The 19,701-nt window shown below is 41.8% G+C and carries 22 protein-coding genes and 1 pseudogene; 22 read left to right on the top strand and 1 reads right to left on the bottom strand.

Annotated elements, in window-relative coordinates; genetic code table 11:
* Window positions 1–268 precede the first annotated feature (268 nt).
* The 13 genes and pseudogenes from RFK25_RS01380 to RFK25_RS01320 all read left to right on the top strand — a co-directional run bounded on the left by RFK25_RS01380 (window position 269) and on the right by RFK25_RS01320 (window position 11,958).
* A complete protein-coding gene (locus RFK25_RS01380; protein WP_332410903.1) occupies window positions 269–1,864 on the top strand; it encodes an ABC transporter ATP-binding protein in 1,596 nt (531 codons plus the stop codon).
* 71 nt (window positions 1,865–1,935) lie between these two features.
* Window positions 1,936–2,319: a PH domain-containing protein gene (locus RFK25_RS01375; protein WP_332410902.1), complete on the top strand. Its 384-nt coding sequence runs from the start codon at window positions 1,936–1,938 to the stop codon at window positions 2,317–2,319.
* 93 nt (window positions 2,320–2,412) lie between these two features.
* Window positions 2,413–2,991: a YitT family protein gene (locus tag RFK25_RS01370; RefSeq protein ID WP_332410900.1), complete on the top strand. Its 579-nt coding sequence runs from the start codon at window positions 2,413–2,415 to the stop codon at window positions 2,989–2,991.
* Window positions 2,992–3,151: 160 nt separating this feature from the next.
* A pseudogene (locus RFK25_RS01365) lies at window positions 3,152–4,030 on the top strand (ATP-binding cassette domain-containing protein).
* A 13-nt stretch (window positions 4,031–4,043) separates the two neighbouring features.
* Complete coding sequence (locus tag RFK25_RS01360; protein WP_332410898.1) at window positions 4,044–4,748, top strand: hypothetical protein; 705 nt, start codon at window positions 4,044–4,046, stop codon at window positions 4,746–4,748.
* 203 nt (window positions 4,749–4,951) lie between these two features.
* Entirely contained in the window at window positions 4,952–6,523 is a 1,572-nt protein-coding gene (locus RFK25_RS01355) for a DEAD/DEAH box helicase (RefSeq protein WP_332410895.1), read from the top strand.
* Window positions 6,524–6,667: 144 nt separating this feature from the next.
* Window positions 6,668–6,946: an autorepressor SdpR family transcription factor gene (locus RFK25_RS01350; protein ID WP_002936205.1), complete on the top strand. Its 279-nt coding sequence runs from the start codon at window positions 6,668–6,670 to the stop codon at window positions 6,944–6,946.
* A complete protein-coding gene (locus RFK25_RS01345) occupies window positions 6,933–7,535 on the top strand; it encodes a DUF1648 domain-containing protein (RefSeq protein ID WP_332410892.1) in 603 nt (200 codons plus the stop codon). The genes RFK25_RS01350 and RFK25_RS01345 overlap by 14 nt, the downstream gene beginning before the upstream one ends.
* 111 nt (window positions 7,536–7,646) lie before the next feature.
* Complete coding sequence (locus RFK25_RS01340; RefSeq protein ID WP_332410890.1) at window positions 7,647–8,054, top strand: GNAT family N-acetyltransferase; 408 nt, start codon at window positions 7,647–7,649, stop codon at window positions 8,052–8,054.
* Window positions 8,055–8,177: 123 nt separating this feature from the next.
* On the top strand, window positions 8,178–8,789 hold the full coding sequence (locus tag RFK25_RS01335; RefSeq protein ID WP_332410889.1) for an FMN-dependent NADH-azoreductase: 612 nt from the start codon (window positions 8,178–8,180) through the stop codon (window positions 8,787–8,789).
* A gap of 318 nt (window positions 8,790–9,107) precedes the next feature.
* A complete protein-coding gene (locus RFK25_RS01330) occupies window positions 9,108–9,764 on the top strand; it encodes a CBS domain-containing protein (protein WP_222328611.1) in 657 nt (218 codons plus the stop codon).
* 99 nt (window positions 9,765–9,863) lie between these two features.
* On the top strand, window positions 9,864–10,685 hold the full coding sequence (locus tag RFK25_RS01325) for a hypothetical protein (RefSeq protein WP_332410887.1): 822 nt from the start codon (window positions 9,864–9,866) through the stop codon (window positions 10,683–10,685).
* Window position 10,686: 1 nt separating this feature from the next.
* Window positions 10,687–11,958: a toxic anion resistance protein gene (locus RFK25_RS01320; protein WP_332410885.1), complete on the top strand. Its 1,272-nt coding sequence runs from the start codon at window positions 10,687–10,689 to the stop codon at window positions 11,956–11,958.
* A gap of 110 nt (window positions 11,959–12,068) precedes the next feature.
* Here the strand turns inward: RFK25_RS01320 and RFK25_RS01315 are convergent, their stop codons facing one another.
* The gene (locus RFK25_RS01315) at window positions 12,069–12,935 is read right to left on the bottom strand and encodes a YitT family protein (RefSeq protein WP_332410882.1); all 867 of its coding nucleotides are present in this window, start codon (window positions 12,933–12,935) and stop codon (window positions 12,069–12,071) included.
* A 128-nt stretch (window positions 12,936–13,063) separates the two neighbouring features.
* Between RFK25_RS01315 and tmk the strand changes: the two genes are divergently transcribed.
* The 9 genes from tmk to RFK25_RS01270 all read left to right on the top strand — a co-directional run bounded on the left by tmk (window position 13,064) and on the right by RFK25_RS01270 (window position 19,653).
* Window positions 13,064–13,702, top strand: coding sequence for a dTMP kinase (tmk, locus tag RFK25_RS01310; protein ID WP_332410879.1), 639 nt, complete (start codon window positions 13,064–13,066; stop codon window positions 13,700–13,702).
* A complete protein-coding gene (locus RFK25_RS01305; protein WP_332410877.1) occupies window positions 13,699–14,583 on the top strand; it encodes a DNA polymerase III subunit delta' in 885 nt (294 codons plus the stop codon). Before tmk ends, RFK25_RS01305 begins: the two co-directional genes overlap by 4 nt.
* Window positions 14,584–14,598: 15 nt before the next feature.
* On the top strand, window positions 14,599–14,916 hold the full coding sequence (gene yabA, locus RFK25_RS01300) for a DNA replication initiation control protein YabA (protein ID WP_044763240.1): 318 nt from the start codon (window positions 14,599–14,601) through the stop codon (window positions 14,914–14,916).
* A 1-nt stretch (window position 14,917) separates the two neighbouring features.
* Window positions 14,918–15,781: a 16S rRNA (cytidine(1402)-2'-O)-methyltransferase gene (gene rsmI / locus RFK25_RS01295; RefSeq protein WP_332410874.1), complete on the top strand. Its 864-nt coding sequence runs from the start codon at window positions 14,918–14,920 to the stop codon at window positions 15,779–15,781.
* Window positions 15,782–15,899: 118 nt separating this feature from the next.
* Entirely contained in the window at window positions 15,900–16,991 is a 1,092-nt protein-coding gene (gene serC, locus RFK25_RS01290) for a 3-phosphoserine/phosphohydroxythreonine transaminase (protein ID WP_332410872.1), read from the top strand.
* Window positions 16,991–17,548: a GNAT family N-acetyltransferase gene (locus RFK25_RS01285; protein ID WP_332410870.1), complete on the top strand. Its 558-nt coding sequence runs from the start codon at window positions 16,991–16,993 to the stop codon at window positions 17,546–17,548. The genes serC and RFK25_RS01285 overlap by 1 nt, the downstream gene beginning before the upstream one ends.
* Before the next feature lie 52 nt (window positions 17,549–17,600).
* Window positions 17,601–18,782 carry a phosphoglycerate dehydrogenase gene (locus RFK25_RS01280; protein ID WP_332410866.1) on the top strand — a complete coding sequence of 394 codons (1,182 nt, stop codon included), beginning with the start codon at window positions 17,601–17,603 and terminating at the stop codon, window positions 18,780–18,782.
* Between the two features lie 2 nt (window positions 18,783–18,784).
* Window positions 18,785–19,279 carry a methylated-DNA--[protein]-cysteine S-methyltransferase gene (locus RFK25_RS01275; RefSeq protein ID WP_332410864.1) on the top strand — a complete coding sequence of 165 codons (495 nt, stop codon included), beginning with the start codon at window positions 18,785–18,787 and terminating at the stop codon, window positions 19,277–19,279.
* Window positions 19,276–19,653, top strand: coding sequence for an arsenate reductase family protein (locus RFK25_RS01270; protein ID WP_332410862.1), 378 nt, complete (start codon window positions 19,276–19,278; stop codon window positions 19,651–19,653). Before RFK25_RS01275 ends, RFK25_RS01270 begins: the two co-directional genes overlap by 4 nt.
* The last annotated feature ends 48 nt before the right edge of the window (window positions 19,654–19,701 follow it).

Raw genomic sequence — 19,701 nt, 5'->3', positions numbered from 1 at the left:
TGAACCTTAAGTTCAATCTTCAGCTCCTTGCCTAGTTTTATTCTTGATTTTCTTTGCGTATTAAAGTCAGTATTCAGCTTTGAAAATCAAGCTAAAACTTCGTTAAGTTGCTTCGATGAACCTCTAGTTCAATCTTCATCTAACCCAATTAACTCTATAATAAGTCAGGCAAGTCCTGGCTTTTTTTAATTTTGTTATCATTGCAAAAAAAGTATTATTATAATATACTGTAGTTATATAAACGGAAATGGATTGGAGGTCTTATCCCATGTTTTACTACCTTAGAAAGTGTAAGTCGGAGGTGCTGGCTTATGTCTTGGTAGCTCTTGTCTATGCTCTGATTTTGGCAGCAACAGGTTTTGTCTATGCTAGGGTTTCAGAGGCGGCTCTGTCCGGTGACCAAAAGGCATTTGTGGCCAGTTCACTCATAGCGGTGGGCTTTTTCATCTGCGATATCTACTTTGACTACCTGCCTCGTTATCTCAAGGCCAAGTTAGTCAATCGTATCATGGAAAGGACTCGCAATCAGCTGGTGGCTGTCTACGCAGCTGGCGATGATTCAGGAAATGATGACAAAAAGAGTGCTGACAAGATTCACATTTTGGTCAACCACATGGATGTCTTGGAAAATGGTTATCTAACACCGCTCTTGTCTATGTTGACCAGTCTTCTTGTCTTTACCTTTTCACTAATTGGTGCCCTTTATTTGCAAGGGACCATGACGCTGATTATGCTGGCTTTGTGCTTCATTCCTTTCCTAGCACCCCTGATCAATAATCGTATCCTTGCTCATGCCACTCAAGATACTCAGTCGGAGAAGAATGCCTACCTCAAGCTCTTTAGTGAGTTTGTTCATTCTCTGACCTTTATCCGAATCAGCACCATTACGCCGATTTTTGAAGAGAAACTCCAAGCATCCAGTCAGGAATATGCTAGGCGAGCCAACCATTTTTCCAAAAAACAATCTCAGACCTACGCCGTGTCCTATGGTTTGAGTAGTGTGGTTTATTCGGGAGCCTGGATTATTGGCGGCATCTTTGTCTTTCAAGGCCTGTTGAAGATTTCAGACCTGATTGCCATGACCACCCTCATGGGAACGGTGGCTGGCCCTATCCAAACCATGTCTGGACTGGTAACGGATTACCTGGCTAGTCGGACTGTTGTGGCAGATTTGACGACGATTTTGCAGGGGCAATTCCAGGAAAATGAAGCCAAGGAAGAACTGACTGAAACCATTGACAGCATCAGCTTGGAAACGATTACCTATGAGCAGAATAATCACCGCCTCTTTGATAGGTTTTCCTATCGTTTTCTTGCTAATAGAAAATATGCCATTCTAGGCAAAAGCGGCAGTGGGAAGACGACCTTACTCCGTCTGCTGCTGGGTGTTCAGAAAGCAGATGAGGGACGGGTCTTGGTCAACCAGATCAATCTTGCGAACTTGGAACAAACTTCGGTTTTTGGAAAAATTTATTATCTTCCTCAAAAAACGGCTATTTTCTCAGCTAGTATTGGGGAAAATCTGAGCCTGTTTGGTCCCTTGGATAAGGGTAAAGCCCTAGCTTGTTTGAGCAGGGTTGGTCTGCTAGACTGGTTTGAACGACAGGAAAATGGTTTCGCCACCCTGCTATCCTCTGCCCAGCAATTATCGGGAGGTGAGGAGCGGCGGTTTGATATAGCTAGAGCTCTCTATCGCGATGCGGAAGTCTTGTTATTTGATGAGCCAACGACGGGCTTAGATACTAGAAATGAAAGTTTAATTGCGGAAACCTTGTCCAAGATTGAGGATAAATTGGTCATCGTCGTCACCCATTCGCAGAATGAAGAATTTCTAGGCTTGTTTGACGAGAGGCTTGTATTATAGGCTGGTTTTTACTTTGTTTCCTGTAAGTTTTTCGGTACAAATAGTAGAAAATTAGAAAAAGGAGTTATCACATGGGTTTATTTTCAGGTTTAATGGGCAATGCTTCCCAAAAGGACAATAACAAGGTGGAACAAGATCTGGCGGACATTTTGCTAGACACCGAACGAGTAGAAATGGCTTTCAGCCTGGTACGCGATTTGATTGTTTTCACAGAGCACCGCTTAATTTTAGTGGACAAACAGGGCATGTCGGGTAAGAAGGTTTCTTACAAGTCTATTCCTTATCGGTCGATTTCACGCTTTACGGTCGAAACCTCCGGTCATTTTGATATGGACGCTGAACTGAAGATTTGGATTTCTTCTGCGGCAGAGCCTGCAGAAACTCTTCAGTTCAAGAGTGACAAGAGTGTTATTGCTATTCAAAAAGCCTTAGCATCCGCTGTTTTGGGGAAATAATCCTAACAATCTCGGTGTAGAATGAGTAGAAAGTGTATCCGCTTTCTACTTTTTTTGATATACTAAATATAGACAAATCCAGTAGGTGTTTTTATGTCAAAGATAGGTTTAAAAGATTGTTTACTGATTGTTATTGGTGGGATCTTGTATGCCCTAGTTTTGAATATGTTGGTTATTCCCCATGAGTTTGGAGAAGGTGGGGTCACAGGGCTTGCCTTACTTTTTTACTACACTATGGGCATGGAAGCAGGGGTAACAAGTTTTATATTCAATGGTGTTCTCCTGGTTTTGGCCTACCGTTTTTTGAGTAGAGTAAGGGTCTTCTATACTTTTTTGGCAGTGGGTTCTATGTCGGTGACCATGTATGTGACAAGATTTCTACAAGCGCAATGGCTTCCTCTTATTCCCTCTGCTATTTTAGCTGGTCTAGCGACTGGTTTGTCCATGGCCTTGGTTCTTAAAGGAAACGGCTCAACAGCAGGCAGTGACATTGTTGCCCTATTATGTAACAAATATTTCAATTGGAAGATTACAAGGGTTATTTTGATTTTTGATATTTTGGTGGTGACACCCTTGGCTTTTAAAATTGGTTGGTTCAAAACGTTTTGGACCCTGGTTATGGTCTTTCTTATCAGTAAAGCCTTAGACTTGTGTTTGACCAAATGGAAATAGGATAGAACCTGTATTCACCAGTCAGTACTGGACGGTGAGTATGGGTTTTATTTTTTGAATTGGCTTCTTTCCAAACTTTTTTAATTTTTTGGCTTGAAACTGTATTGTTTGTGCGATACAATTAACGCATTAAAACAAAGATACAAAAAAGGAGACTTGTATGAATACAGAGAATGTCTTGTTGCGGATTGAGGGAATGAGTAAAAATTATGGTCAGCAGGCTGCGGTAGATCAGGTATCCTTTGCCATCCAGCGTGGAGAGATTTGTGGTTTGGTTGGACAAAATGGTGCGGGGAAAACAACTCTTATTCGAATCTTGTCAGGGCTGATTTTTCCAACGACGGGTCAGATGGTCTTTCCAAAACCAGTTAAGATGGGAGCTATTATTGAGTCGCCTACTCTGTATCCCAATATGTCTGCTTGGGACAATCTTATGTATGCAGCTCTGCAATTATCCCTAGAAAATCCAACGGAGCGTATCTAGCAGGTGCTGGACTTGGTGGGTCTGGGGGATGTGGATCGGAAGAAGAAGGTCAAGAATTTTTCCCTTGGGATGCGGCAGCGAATGTCCATTGCCTTGGCGATTATTGATTTTCCAGAGTTTTTGATTTTGGATGAGCCGATCAATGGTTTGGATCCGTCTGGGATCAAGGAAGTGCGTGACATCATCTTACGTTTGCGTGACGAGTATGGGATGACGGTCTTGATTTCTAGTCATATATTGTCGGAGTTGGAGTTGTTGGCAGATCGCTTTGTCATCATGCACAAGGGCAAGGTCATTCATGATCTGACCAGGTCTGATTTGGCAGCGGTCGTGGCGAGAAAGCTCTATCTGGATACGGTGGACAATGCTCGTGTGAAGGCTTATTTGGAAGAAAAGGGGCTGGAAGTTAGTTTGGAAGAGGCTGGTTTGGTCTTGGATGCGGATGAACATGTTCAATCTCTTATTGATTTGGTGGGTCAATCAGGGATTGAAATTCTGGAGATTTACCGTCAGGGCCAGCATTTGGAAGAGTATTATTTGAGCTTGTTGAACTAGGAGGAAGTGGAAAATGAATTTGGTGAAAGCAGATTGGTATCGTATTCGTAAGGAAAGATTATCCTTGGTTAGTCTGGCAATATTGATTGTCCTCAGTCTGATTTTGGCTTATAGCAGTAGTCAGGAACTGACTGCTGTTGGGGCGGAGGATATTCTGTCTAACTGGACAAACTTGTTGCCTCTCTTTTTTGTGGCACCAGCCAAGATTTTCTTTGGGGAGGATTTCCAGTTTCGGACAGTCAATAATAGTCTGGTACGTACCCAGAACCGTTTGAAGATTTTTACTCACAAGTGGTTGTCTAGTGTGGGACTTTGTGTCTTCTATGTCTTATTTGCCTATATGCTGACTGGTTTTGCTCGTCAAATGATGAATGGAGCAACAGATTACGGGGTTCTTTTAGAAGGTTTTGTTTATCAGTTGCCCTTGTATATTGTGATTGCTAGTTTTTGTACAATCTTGTTTGTCATTTTCCCAAAAATCTATCAGGCTTACATGGTCTATATTTTGATTGCCTTCTTGTTTGATCAGTTGTTCATGATGGCGACAGGTATTCTTCTTAAAACGGATTTTTTTGCGGACTTTATGATGTTTTCACAATTATCTGTAGCGGCTGACTTGGAGAATTTGCTCTCTTGGCCGTCAATCTTGGCACGGGTCTTTAGTTTGGGCTACTTCATCTGCGGTGCTCTGCTATTTTCAAAAAAGGAATTGAAGTAAGAATAGGCAATCTCGAGAGAGGTTGCTTTTTGTGAAAACGTATTATTTTGATTTTCAAGGCAAATCCTCACCTTAATGCTGAGAATGTGTTATACTAGGTAAGTTGCAAGTCTGATACTGGTTAGTTCGCTGCCAGTGGAAATAGTTGTTACAAAAAAGTGAGATAAGGTAGCTTCGTACTGCCTTTTAGAAAAGAGAATACATTGAAATTTACTGAATTAAATCTATCAGAAGATATTTTGCTTGCCGTTGAGAAGGCTGGTTTTGAAACGCCGTCACCAATCCAGGAGCAGACCATTCCGCTTGCTCTGGAAGGAAAAGATGTGATTGGTCAGGCCCAGACGGGGACAGGGAAAACTGCAGCCTTTGGTTTGCCAACCCTTAACAAAATTGACAAAAACAATCAAGCAATTCAAGCCTTGATTATTGCTCCAACACGTGAGTTGGCGGTGCAGAGTCAGGAAGAACTCTTCAAATTTGGTCGTGAAAAGGGTGTAAAAGTTCGCTCTGTTTACGGTGGTTCTAGCATTGAAAAACAAATTAAGGCCCTTCGTTCAGGTGCTCACATCGTTGTTGGTACACCTGGTCGTCTCTTGGACTTGATCAAACGTAAAGCTCTCAAGCTTGACGGCGTTGAAACCCTTATTCTTGATGAGGCTGATGAGATGCTCAATATGGGCTTCTTGGACGATATTGAAGCCATCATCGAACGTGTGCCAGAAAGTCGTCAGACTCTACTATTTTCTGCGACCATGCCTGAGCCAATCAAACGTATTGGTGTCAAATTCATGAAAGAGCCTGAGCACGTTAAGATTGCGGCTAAGGAATTGACCAATGTGAACGTGGAACAATACTTTGTCCGTGTCAAAGAACATGAAAAATTTGATACTATGACTCGCCTTATGGACGTTGACCAGCCTGAATTGTCTATCGTCTTCGGTCGTACTAAGCGCCGTGTTGATGAATTGACTCGTGGTTTGAAACTGCGTGGCTTCCGTGCAGAAGGTATCCACGGAGATTTGGACCAGAACAAGCGCCTTCGTGTCATCCGTGATTTTAAAAATGACCAGATTGATGTCCTTGTTGCGACGGACGTTGCGGCGCGTGGATTGGATATTTCTGGTGTAACTCATGTCTATAATTACGATATTCCTCAGGATCCAGAAAGCTATGTTCACCGTATCGGTCGTACAGGTCGTGCGGGTCAATCAGGTCAGTCTATTACCTTTGTTTCGCCAAACGAGATGGGCTACTTGGCAATCATCGAAGATTTGACCAAGAAACGTATGAAAGGTCTCAAGCCAGCAACTGCTCAGGAAGCATTTGAAGCCAAGAAAAAAGTTGCTCTGAAAAAGATTGAGCGTGACTTCGCAGACGAGACCATTCGTGGAAACTTTGATAAATTTAAAAAAGACGCAGTCAAATTGGCGGCCGAATTTACCCCTGAAGAGCTTGCTCTTTACGTACTCAGCCTGACCGTACAAGATCCAGATAGCTTGCCAGAAGTGGAAATTGCGCGTGAAAAACCATTGCCATTCAAGTTTGCTCCTGGTCAAGCCAAGGGGAAAGGTGGACGTGGAGGTCGCGACCGTGATCGTGGTGGCCGTCGTGACGGTGACCGAAATCGTGATCGCGGAGGACGCCGTGGAGACCGCAACCGTCGCGATGACAAGTTCAAACGTGACAACCGCCGTCAAGACAACAAAAAACCACACCAACGCACTTCAAGCGAAAAGCAAACAGGCTTTGTAATTCGCAATAAGGGTGAGAGATAAGCCGGATTTGACAGACCATAAAGAGTGGTCTGTTTTTTTTGAAATCTATTTAGAAAATAATCGAAATAGTTCTTGACAAACAATAAAAACAGAGTATAATTCTATTTAGAAATATTTCTAAATAGATGGACAAGGAGGCTTATTATGGGATTGTCTGAAACCTTGAAGGCAATTTCTGCTCCTATTCGTAGGCAAATTCTAGATAGTCTTAAGTCGGGGCCGAAGTCTGCTGGGGAAATTGTAGAACAATTTCAATTAACAGGAGCAACAGTTTCTCATCATTTATCCACTTTGAAAAAAGCTGGATTAATTTTGGAGGAAAAGCAGAAAAATTTTATTTATTATCGTCTAAACTATACGGTCTTTGAAGAAGTCTTGGTTTGGATTGCAAGTTTTGGAGGGCAACAAGATGAAGAAAATTGACATAAAAACCTTATTTGCAACTTCTAGTATATTCCTACTGATTGCTTTATTGACGATTTATTACTATGGAGCATTGCCGGATACCATGGTAACGCATTTTTGGGTAAATGGTGAGCCAAATGGCACTATGGCCAAGTATATGGTGACAATTTTGACACCGCTACTATTCTTTTGTGTTCACCTATTCATTTGTGTACTTTATGATGTGAAAGGGATAGGGAAAACACCAGTCATTCGAGTGGTCAAATGGCTTTTTCCGCTACTGGCTCTCATCATTCAAGTTTCTTTACTCTGGTATAATTTAGGAGGAGAATTAGATTACCGTAGGCTTGTCATTGGACTGCTGGCTATCGTCTATATGCTAATAGGGAATTATTTACCCAAGGAGGAATTGGATAGCAAGACCAATGAAATAGAACGAAAGGGAAGAAAGCAGGCAGGCTATCTCTTCATTATTGGTGGATTATTGTTGCTAGTTAGTCTAATAGGCTCACCATCCCTATCTATCCTTGTGCTGATTTTGTTTGGTATATCTGTCATAACCTTGAGTCTCTATTATTTTTATCGTCGTTACAAAACTGCTTCATAATTGGAGCAGTTTTTGTTATACTAGAAGTAGTAAAACAGGAGGGTTGACTATGGGCATTTTGACAATGGATAAAGCTTTTGTATTCTAAAAAACAATACAAAGGAGAAAGACATGATTACTTACAAACAAAATCCTCAACTTGATTTTCAAGCAGTCCTTGAAATCTATGATTCAGTTGGTTGGACAAATTATACTGACCGGCCTACCATGTTACAGAAGGCCTTGAAACATAGCCTGTTTGTTCTTGCTGCCTTTGACGGTGACCGTCTAGCGGGTCTCTTGCGAGCAGTTGGTGACGGGCATTCAATCGTTTTCATTCAGGATATTTTAGTCCTGCCCGCTTATCAGCGACAAGGGATTGGACGCCAACTCCTGGAACAAGCTATTGCATACTTTCAAGGTATTTATCAGCTTCATCTTTTGACGGATAATACTGAGAAAACAAGGTCATTCTATGAAGCACTCGGTTTTACGGCTGTTGATAGTTTAGGCTGCGTTGCTTATACTTATTTAAAATAAGAAACAAACAAGAAAAGCAGAGGCTGGTTGACCAGCCTCTTGCTGTGAGCAGGTGATTTGAAATTCAAATCAAAAAGAGTAGAATAGAACTACCGATAATTAGTGATAATAAGGAGAAATATTATGGCAACTCTACTGATTGTAAAAGCCCATCCCCTCGATGCACAAAAATCCTACGCCTTACGAGCCTTGGAAGAGTTTCAAACTCGGTACGCCAGTTTGCACCCAGAGGATAAGATAGAAGTAGTGGATGTCTTTGAGGACCAGATTCCAGCCTTGGACAAGCCCCTATTTGAAGCAATGGAAGCAGCTAAGAAGGGAGTAGAAATCAATCCAGAACAAGCCGAACGTCTAGAACGCTATAATGAGTTAACTAAGCAATTTTTAGCCGCAGATGCTATTGTCGTCATCAACCCTCTATGGAACCTCAATGTACCCAGTCAGCTGGTGTCCTGGGTCAATACCATCAATGTAGCAGGCCAGACCTTCAAGTATGGACCGGAAGGATCTATCGGATTGGTCAAAGGAAAAAAACTCCTGCACATCCAGTCCAATGGTGGTGTTTATGCAGGTCAGGATCCAGCCGCCCAGTATATTAAATCTATCTTTGAATTTTTAGGCTTTGAAGACATTCATCAGGTCTTTATCGAAGGGCAATCTGCTAATCCAAGTCAGGCTCAGGCTATCTATGATAAAGCGATGGTTAAGATTGATAAAATTTTAGAAAGTTTTTAGATAGTTAAAAGATTTTGGAGATTATCTAAGTCTTCTTGCTTTCGCCTACATTTTTACTATTTGCCAATCGAAATTTAGTCAAGCTACATCAGATGTTATTGAAAAGGCAGAACACCTGCTGGATAGAAAGACATGGACAGAGGAGGAAGTCAAAATGGAGAACAGTAGCTGTCTAGTCTCCCTTCAATAAAAGAGGTCTTGGCTTAGCAAATCTTTCTGCTGATTATCCGCCCTAATTTTCATTTCTTTTCACAAAATATTGAAATCGTTTTCTCATTGTGCTATAATTGAAGTAGGAAAATACGAGGAGGAAATCCTATGTCAGTTAAAGATTTTATGACCCGCAAAGTTGTTTACATTTCACCAGATACAACCATTGCCCATGCGGCTGATTTGATGCGTGAGCAAGGCCTGCACCGTTTGCCTGTAATTGAAAATGACAAATTAGTCGGCTTGGTGACGGAAGGAACCATTGCTGAAGCCAGTCCATCTAAGGCAACCAGTTTATCTATCTACGAGATGAACTATCTTCTGAACAAGACTAAGGTCAAGGATGTCATGATAAAAAATGTCATCACTGTTTCAGGCTATGCTAGTTTGGAAGATGCTGTCTATCTTATGTACAAAAACAAGGTCGGTATCTTGCCTGTAGTGGATAATGGACAACTCTATGGCGTCATTACTGACCGAGATGTATTTGCAGCCTTTCTCCATGTGTCAGGTTATGGCGAAGAAGGTGTTCGTGCACGTTTCCTTGTGGAAAATAAGGCAGGGGAGTTAGAAAAAATCATCCGTCTGGTAGCTGATAAAGAATATAATATTGTTTCTACTGTCCAACTAGCGACTAAGTCAGGCAAGGTTGTGATTGAAGTCCAAATTGATGGTAAGGTAGATGTAGAAGAAGTTCGTAGCCTATTCGAGGGTGCGGGTTTGCAAATTGATAGTCTAGTACCAACTGTTGCAAAAAATATCTAAAAGTCGAGATTTCTCGGCTTTTTCTTCTTTTTGTAAAGAAGTTTTGACTAGACAAATTAGTTATATGGTATAATAAAAGGGATTACGAGAGGAGGAAGTATGGGATATAAGAAATACAAAAAGTATAGAGATGACGATATAGAGAGTATCCTGCTTGTTCTAGTCTTCGGTTTGTTCAAAATTCTAGGGAAAGTTGTCTTACCAATGCTTGGTAAGCTTTTCCAGCGTGATAATATCAACCGTTTTTTGCATGGGGATAAAATCAACCGCTTGCAGACCCTCCAACTCAGTATTCGGTCTGGTTTTGAAAAACACCAGCAATTGTTGGCGGAAAATGGTGAGGATAAAGCAGTTTTAAGCTTGCGTAGTCGCATCTTGGGAGAATTATTTGAATTAGACCAATTGTATCAAAAGAATGGCAAATACCTGGATGCCTTTCAAAGCAAGGAAATTGTCGATACCTTGCAACTAAAATATCAATTAAAAATACCTGAGCAGACTTCCTCCTTTACTGAAAGTCATGATAATCTGAAAAGTGAGCGTCCTCCTAGGCAAGCTAAACCTGGGGACGAGCAAGCCTATATTGCAGAATTGGCTCCTGAAATTCTTGAAACTTATTGCAATATTCAAAGGGACAACCAAGTTATACTGGAAAAACTTGAAAATATGCCAGATAAGCGGGAAGAGTTGACAGCTATTCATGAAGCCAATATGAGCCGCTTTAGGGATATTTTACAAGGTTATTTGAAAATCAAGGAATCTCCAAAAGATTTTTTCAATGCAGAGGAGCGACTGGCCCAGGCCAAGCTGGCTCTGGAAACCTTTGACAGGGATTTGGACGATACCATTAAACAATTTAACGAAGCAGATATGCAGGATTTTGAAATCAGCCTGCGCATGATGAAGAAGAAAGAGGGATAAGATGTCAGGATTTAATTTCGATATTGATCAGATTGCCAACAACAGTTTGTCAACCAAGGACAAGACCACGGAAATCATTCAAGCAACACCAGCTGGGGATACTACCAAGGTCTCTTTCTTGGCTCAATTGACCCCAGAACAACAGACAGGCATCCGTGCCAAAGCACCACAATTGGTGGATAATTTCTTGGCCAACCAGAATGCACTCTTGGACTTCGGCAAGGAAGCTGTGGAGGAAGTCAATGCGACGGTCAACCACATTCTGTCTGAACAGAAAAAGATTGAAATTCCACAGGTGGATGAGCTCTTGGCCAACACCAACCGTGAATTGAATGGCTTTGTGGCTAAGTACAAGGACATTGCGACAACTGCTGAGTTGGAAAAGAAACCAGGTTTTTTCCAACGCTTGTTTAAGCAGACAAAAAATGATTTGCAGGAATTTTACTTTGATTCGCAGACCATTGAAAAGAAAATGGACAGCATGGCAGCCAGCGTGGTCAAGCAAGAAGAAGTCTTGTCCCGCAACATCGTATCTGCGGAGCTCTTGATTGAGAACAATACCAAGTCTATTGAAAATCTAGTCGGAGTGATTGCCTTTATCGAAGCGACTGGTCAAGAGGCTGCCCAGCGGGCAAAAGCTGAGCAGGAACGCTTGGCAGGTCTGCAACCAACTACGGTAGATTATCAAGTAGCTTCTGAAAAGCTGGCGCGTGTGACGGAAGTTGCAAATATTCTGGAACAACAACACTCAGAATACATGAGTCGCCTTTATGTTGCCTGGACAACAACACCACAAATGCGCAACCTTGTCAAAGTTTCGTCGGATATGAAGCAACGTCTAGGTATGTTGCGCCGCAATACCATTCCGACAATGAAGCTGTCTATTGCCCAGTTGGGTATCCTCCAACAGTCTATCAAGTCTAGTCAGACAGCAGATGCCATCGTCAATGCCAACAATGCAGCTCTTCAAATGCTAGCGGATACATCAAAAGAAGCCATTCCGATGATGGAGCGCACCGCTCAAAATCCAACCCTTTCAGTAGCTTCTGTTACTAAGTTGGCAGAGAGTTTGGTCGCCCAGAACAATGGTATTATTGCGGCTATTGACGAAGGTCGTCAAAAACGTCGTGAGCTGGAAGCAGCCATTATCCGCTCTGCAGAAACCATCAATGATTCTGTTAAATTACGTGATCAAAAGATTATCGCTGCCTTATTGGATCAAGGTAAGGCGGCTCAGTCAGAGGCAGAACAGCCAATTGAACCAGCTGAATAAAAAAACGTATTTGCTGGAATTTTGACAACTGCGGTCAATCTGCGGAACAACCACTTGAAACAACTCAATAATACAAAAACTGCAGATTTTTTGAGTCTGCAGTTTTCATGTTAGTTACGTTCCAGAGGTTTTTTATCACGGTCCAGTGTAAATCCCTCACCTAAAACTTCATGTGCATCTGTTATGGTGATAAAGGCGTGGGGATCGATGCGATGAATGAGTTCCTTCATTTCTTGTAATTGACTTTTATAGACGACAGAGTAGATCATATTGATATCGGTCTTGCTGTAGAAGCCTTGGGCTTTGATAAAGGTAACACCGCGTTCAATTTCACTATCAATGGCTTGAGCAAGTTGTTCGGATTTTTGTGAAACAATCATCACTCCCTTGCTACCATATCCACCCTCAGTGACAAAGTCAATGACACGGGAAGCGATGGCTACCATCATCAAGGTATATAGGACAGTTCGTAGATCCTTAAAGACAATGACAATTAAAGTTAGAATTAGGATATCAATGGCTAGGATAATTTGTCCAATAGAATATGGAGTGTATTTATGACCGATGCGGGCGATAATATCACTTCCGCCAGTTGTTCCCCCTGAACGAAAGATGGTTCCCAGCCCCAACCCCATCAGTATACCTCCTAAGATACTGACCAAAATCAAGTCTTGCTGGAGATTGATGGAGAAAGGGATTTTTTCAAAAATGGCCAGCCAAACAGTAACAGCCAAGGTCCCTAAAATACTGAGATAGAGAGTTTTTTTACCTAATATTTTCCAACCAAGAATAAACAAGGGAATGTTAATCACAATATTCATTACCCATGGTTGAATATGGAATAGGTAATAAATAATGAGTGCTAGTCCAGTCGCTCCTCCCTCAAACAAGCGATTGGGCATGATGAGGTAATTTAGTCCAAAGGCAAATAGACCAGCACCAAGCAAAATCAAGACTATATTCTTTATACGAATCATAAGGCCCTCCCAAGAAATCTATATATCAATTGTAAAAGATTTTCATATAAAAAACAAGTCCATTTTTCAAGTGATTTTTTGCCTATTTTTTGGTAAAATGGAATGAATATCTAATAAGTGAGGGAAAGATGAGTAAGGGTTTTTTTGTTACATTTGAAGGTCCAGATGGGGCTGGAAAGACAACGGTTTTGCAGGAATTGTTACCAGCCTTGCAGGAGTTAGTACCAGAAGTGGTGACAACAAGAGAACCAGGTGGAGTGGCCATTGCTGAGGAGATTCGCAATATTATTCTCAATCCTGCCAATACTGCAATGGATGATAAGACAGAGCTTTTACTCTTTATCGCAGCCCGTCGTCAGCATTTGAAAGAAAAAATCTTACCTCCCTTGGCTGAGGGCAAGTTACTTTTAATTGATCGCTTTATCGATTCTTCCATTGCTTATCAAGGCTTTGGAAGGGGCTTGGATGTGGCTGATATTGATTGGCTCAACCAGTTTGCGACTGATGGTCTGAAACCTGATTTGACCCTCTATTTTGACATTGACGCAGAAGAGGGCCTAGCTCGAATTGCTCGCAATGCGGATCGAGATGTGGATCGTCTGGACATGGAAAAGGCAGATATGCATAAGCGGGTTCGGCAGGGCTATCTCAGTATTTTAGAAAAAGAGCCAGAGCGTTTGGTCAAGATTGATGCTAGTCAGCCCTTAGAAGCAGTTGTTGCAGATGCATTGGCAGTCATTAAGAAACGGTTTGCAGAGAGAACATGAAGATTGAGGAACTAAAAGCTTTACAGCCTATCGTATTTCAACGATTTTTTACCATTTTAGAGCAAAATCGTCTTGCCCATGCCTATCTGTTTTCTGGTGATTTTGCCAGTTATGAGATGGCTATTATTCTCAGCCAGTCCTTATTTTGTGGGGAAAAAGTAGGTGTGTTACCTTGTCAGAATTGTCGAACTTGTCGTTTGATTGAAGCGGGTGAGTTTTCAGATGCGACCTTGCTAGCTCCACAGGGCAATATCATCAAGACTGAAACTGTTCGTGAATTGGTCAAGAATTTTTCCCAATCTGGTTTTGAATCTAGTAAGCAAGTTTTCATCATTAGGGATGCAGATAAAATGCATGCAAATGCAGCCAATTCTCTCCTTAAAGTGATTGAAGAGCCTCAATCGGACATTCATATTTTTCTCCTGACCAATCAGGAAGAAGCAGTGCTTCCAACCATCAAGAGCCGGACTCAGATAATTGGTTTCCCTAAAAATCTGCCAGCCTTGGAACGCATGTTGGAAGAAGAGGGCTTGTTGAAATCTGAAGCATCTCTATTGGCTCGATTGGTCTCCAGTCAAGAAGAGGCAAGAAAGTTAGCAGAAAATAAGAATTTCCTAGACTTAATTGGCCAGTCCAAAAAGTTTATTGATTTGCTCCTTGGCAACCCTAATCAAGCTTATTTGCAGGTAGGGACTTTAGTTGCATTGGCTTTGGAAAAAGCAGAGCAGGGGCGCTTGTTTGACTTGCTCAGTTTATTGTTGGCTGAGAAGATGATGGAGGAAAGTGCACGAGAACAAATGGATGCAGTCTTGAAAGCCAAACACATGTGGCAGGCCAATGTTAGTCTACAAAATAGTTTAGAATTTTTGACTCTAAAATAAACAGAAAGGAAGACCATGGATAAGAAAGAAATTTTTGATGCCCTTGATGATTTTTCACAGAATCTATTGACTACCTTGGCAGAAGTTGATGCCATAAAAAAACATTTACAGGGTGTCATTGACGAAAATACGACTCTCCGTTTAGAAAATTCTAAACTAAGAGAGCGTCTTGAAAAAGAAGATAAGACAGGCCATAAGTCTTCCAATTTTGGTAAGGAAAATTTGGAAAATATTTACGAAGATGGCTTCCATATCTGTACCTTTTCTTATGGACAACGTAGGGACAATGATGAGCCATGCATGTTTTGTATTGAATTATTGAATCGAGATTAAGATGAAAGTACAAAAATCATTTAAGGGGCAGACAAGTTTTGGGAGTCTTTATTTGGTTCCAACTCCAATAGGTAATTTGCAGGACATGACCTTTAGAGCTGTTCAAACCTTGAAAGAAGTCGATGTGATCGCAGCAGAGGATACCCGTAACACAGGACTTCTGCTCAAACATTTTGAGATAAATACTCGGCAAACTTCCTTTCATGAACACAATGCCCATGAAAAAATTCCTGTCTTGATTGATTGGCTCAAGTCAGGTCAATCCATTGCGCAGGTTTCTGATGCAGGTTTACCTTCTATCTCTGATCCTGGTCATGACTTAGTAAAGGCAGCTATTGCAGAAAATATTCCTGTTGTGGCATTGCCCGGTGCATCTGCAGGGATTACAGCCTTGATTGCCTCAGGTTTGGCACCACAACCCCATATTTTCTACGGATTTTTACCGAGAAAAGCAGGGCAGCAAAAGGATTTTTACCAAGAAAAGCGTGCCTATCCTGAAACGCAGATTTTCTATGAGTCTCCTTATCGTGTTGCAGATACCTTGGAGAACATGCTTTCTGTCTATGGAGATCGCCAGGTAACGGTTGTTCGCGAATTGACCAAGTTATACGAAGAATACCAGAGAGGAAGCATTTCCGAATTACTAGAGTATCTGGAAGAAAATCCTCTTAAGGGAGAGTGTTTAATTATTGTGGCAGGTGCTGGAGAAGTAGTATTGCCATCAGCAGATGATGTGGATTTGAAAGCTGAGGTTGAAAAAGAAATCGCAGCTGGACGCAAACCTAATCAGGCTATAAAGGAAGTAGCCAAACGTTACCAACTCAAAAAACAAGAAGTATATGATGTATATCATGGACTAGGCTGAGCCTGGTCTTTTTAGTTTTTCGGAATTTTCCGTACCTTTTCTGAGAATTCAGTATATTTTATGGAATTTTCTGAATTCTTGTGATATAATGAACACATTACATTTTTGGAGGGATTTTATGACAATCTACAACTTCTCTGCAGGTCCTGCAGTATTGCCAAAACCAGTGCTTGAACGCGCCCAAGCTGAATTCTTGGATTACAATGGTTCGGGAATGAGTGTTTTGGAGATGTCCCATCGCTCCAAAGACTTCGATGATATTATCAAAGGCGCTGAAGCAACACTGCGAGAACTCATGGCTATTCCGGATAACTATAAAGTTATTTTCTTGCAAGGTGGAGCATCTTTGGAATTTACAATGATTCCTCTCAATTTTGCCCAAGGTAAAAAAGCCTACTATTTAGCAGGTGGTTCATGGGGCAAAAAAGCCTATACTGAGGCTGTAAAATTGTCTAAGACTATTGACTTTGAACCAATTTTGTTGGGCTCTACTGAAGATATTACCTATGCAGAATTGCCAACCTTTGATAAGAACGATATCGATTCAAACGCAGCTTATGTGCACTTGACAACCAACAATACCATCGAAGGTACGGCTGTTTACAATATACCTGATACCAACGGTGTTCCAGTTATCGGTGACATGTCTTCAAACATCTTGGCGGCTCGCTACAATGTAGAAGATTTTGCCATGATTTATGCAGGGGCTCAGAAGAACATTGGTCCTGCTGGTGTGACTGTTGTCATTGTGCGTGAGGATTTCCTCAACGACCAACCAATGCTTTCAAGTATGTTGGACTACCGTATTCAAGCAGAAAATGAGTCACTATATAACACGCCGCCTGCATACTCTATCTACATTTCTAAGCTAGTCTTTGAATGGGTCAAAGAAATCGGTGGTGTGGATGAAATGGAAAAAATCAACCGCGAAAAGTCTGGCTTGCTTTATGACTACATTGATCAGTCTAATTTCTACCAAAATCCTGTTCGTAAAAAAGAAGAGCGTTCAGTAGCCAATATTCCATTCGTTTCACCAAGCGAGGAATTGGATGCCAAGTTCGTTAAAGAAGCATCAGCAGCAGGCTTCAAGAACATCAAGGGACACCGTTCTGTTGGCGGTATGCGGGCTTCGCTTTACAATGCCTTCCCACGCCAAGGTGTGGTCGACTTGATTGACTTCATGAAGAAATTTGCAGCGGAGAATGCCTAATGGAAATCCGTCTTGCACATCCCAATGAAGTAGGATCAATTTGTCAGATTATGGATCAGGCCAAGGCTTTCTTGGCAGCTTCTGGCAGTAGCCAATGGCAAGGAGTCTATCCTGACCAAGAAATAATTATTGATGATATTTTAAGTGGCAAGGGCTATGTTGGTCTGGTGGACGGTAAAGTTGCGGTTTATGCGGCTGTCTTTCGTGGGACCGAGGCTGCCTATGAAGCCATCTATGATGGCAAGTGGCAGCACAATAATCCCCTTTATACAACCATTCATCGAGTGGCAGTAGCTAAGGACTATCAGGGGAAAGGTGTGGTTCAGACCTTCCTGCAAGGGATTATTGAAGGGCAAAAGGGACCGGATTTCCGCTGTGACACCCATGAGAAAAATCTGCCCATGCAACATATTCTGGAAAAACTAGGTTTTGTCTATTGTGGCAAGGTGCCCTTGGACGGTGAACGACTAGCCTACCAAAAAATCAAGCATAAGAGCGAACGCAGTCTGTATCAGGAGATTAGTGAAGACGATCGTTGGTTGCTTGGAAATAATTAAAAATATGAAAGAAAGTCAGGCGGAGGCTCTTCCGCCTTTTTAGGTAAGAATAATGGTATTTAGCGTACGAACATTTAACAATATTAACCAAGTTGGTCTCAAGGAATTGGGCAATCGTTTCCAGATTGACGGAGATCATGCAGCAAATCCAGATGCCTTTATCATCCGTTCTGAAAACTTGCATGGCTTTGATTTTCCTGAAAATCTCAAGGCCATTGCACGTGCTGGCGCAGGAACAAATAATATTCCTATCGAAGAAGCAACTGAGAAAGGGATTGTGGTCTTCAATACTCCTGGAGCCAATGCCAACGCCGTAAAAGAAGCAGTCATTGCCTCTATCCTCTTGTCTGCGCGTGACTATATCGGAGCGACAGCTTGGACCAATACCTTGTCAGGTGATGATGTGCCAAAACAAGTTGAGGCAGGTAAGAAGCAGTTTGCAGGGACTGAAATTTCAGGCAAAACCCTTGGTGTTATCGGACTCGGTGCTATCGGTGCTCGTATTGCCAACGATGCTCGCCGTCTAGGCATGAATGTTCTTGGCTACGACCCTTATGTATCGATTGAAACGGCATGGAGTATCTCAAGTCACGTCAAACGAGTAGATGATTTGAAGGAAATCTTTACCAATGCCGACTATATCACTGTCCATGTTCCGTTGACGGATAAGACCCGTGATTTGTTCAATGCGGACAGTTTTGGTCAAATGAAAAAAGGGACAACCTTGATTAACTTTGCCCGTGGTGAATTGGTCAACAATGCCGACTTGTTTGAAGCTATTGAAGCAGGGGTTATCAAGAAGTACATTACTGACTTTGGTACCGAAGAGGTGCTTAATAAGGACAATATTATCGTCTTCCCACACGTTGGAGGCTCAACAGAAGAAGCAGAACTTAACTGTGCCATTGCAGCTGGTCAGACCATTCGTCGCTTTATGGAGACAGGTGAAATCATTAACTCAGTCAATTTCCCAAATGTCAAACAATTTTTGGATGCTCCCTATCGTATCACCTTGATTAACAAGAATATTCCAAATATGGTAGCAAAAATTACTACAGCCGTGTCTGAATTGGGCATTAACATTGACAATATCATCAACAAGTCAAAAGGTGACTATGCCTATACCTTGCTAGACTTGGATGAGGCAGATAAGAGTAAAATTGACGCTTTGGTTGCTAATTTTGAAGCAACGGATGCTATTGTCAAGGTTCGTGTTATTAAAAATAAAAATTAGGTATGTATGTAAAAACAATCTACCAGAGTCCGCTAGGGGCAATATCCCTAGTCGCCGGTGATAAAGGCTTGCGCGGTGCCTGGTTTGAGGACCAGAAGTTTTTTGAACGGGGGCTAACAGAACAGGCAGTTATAGGTTCACATCCTATATTAGACCAGACAAAGCAACTATTGGATGCTTATTTTTCAGGTCAAGAAGTGGATTTTTCTTACCTTCAACTTGATGCTATTGGAACGGAATTTCAGGAAAAAGTCTGGCAGCTATTAAAAGAGATACCGCATGGCCAGACTACTAGCTACGGGCAGCTTGCCCAGCAACTTGGTCAGGGTTCTGGTCAGGCTGTGGGGGGAGCGATTGGGCGTAATCCCTACTCTATCATTGTTCCCTGTCATCGTGTTCTCAATCAAAAGGGACAGTTGACAGGTTATGCAGGTGGCTTGGACAAGAAGATCTGGCTCTTGCAACATGAAAATCCACACTTTGAGGTGAAAAAATGATTTTATATTATGAGTATCCTAAATGTTCGACCTGTCGAGCAGCAAAAGCAGAGCTGAAAAGTTTGGGCTTGGAATTTGAAGCTATTGATATCAAGACAACTCCTCCCAGTGCAGATCAGCTCAAATCCTGGATGGAAGCAACGGGTTTTGATTTGAAGAAGTATTTCAATACCTCCGGCAATAGCTACCGTGAACTTGGTCTGAAAGATAAATTTGATAGTCTGACAGTGGACCAAGCATTAGACTTATTAGCTAATGATGGTATGTTGATTAAACGTCCTCTCTTGATTCAAGATGGAAAAATTTTACAAATTGGCTATCGTACAAAATACGCACGTTGTCAAGTCAAGTGCAACAAGTTCATTGATAACTAGAGTTCCAGAGGTTAAGTTGTTTGGGCTAGCCCAAACAGGAATTTTGAG

The organism is Streptococcus sp. SS-4456 (assembly GCF_036680365.1).
GTDB lineage: Bacteria > Bacillota > Bacilli > Lactobacillales > Streptococcaceae > Streptococcus.
This window is presented reverse-complemented; position numbering and strand designations above follow the sequence as displayed.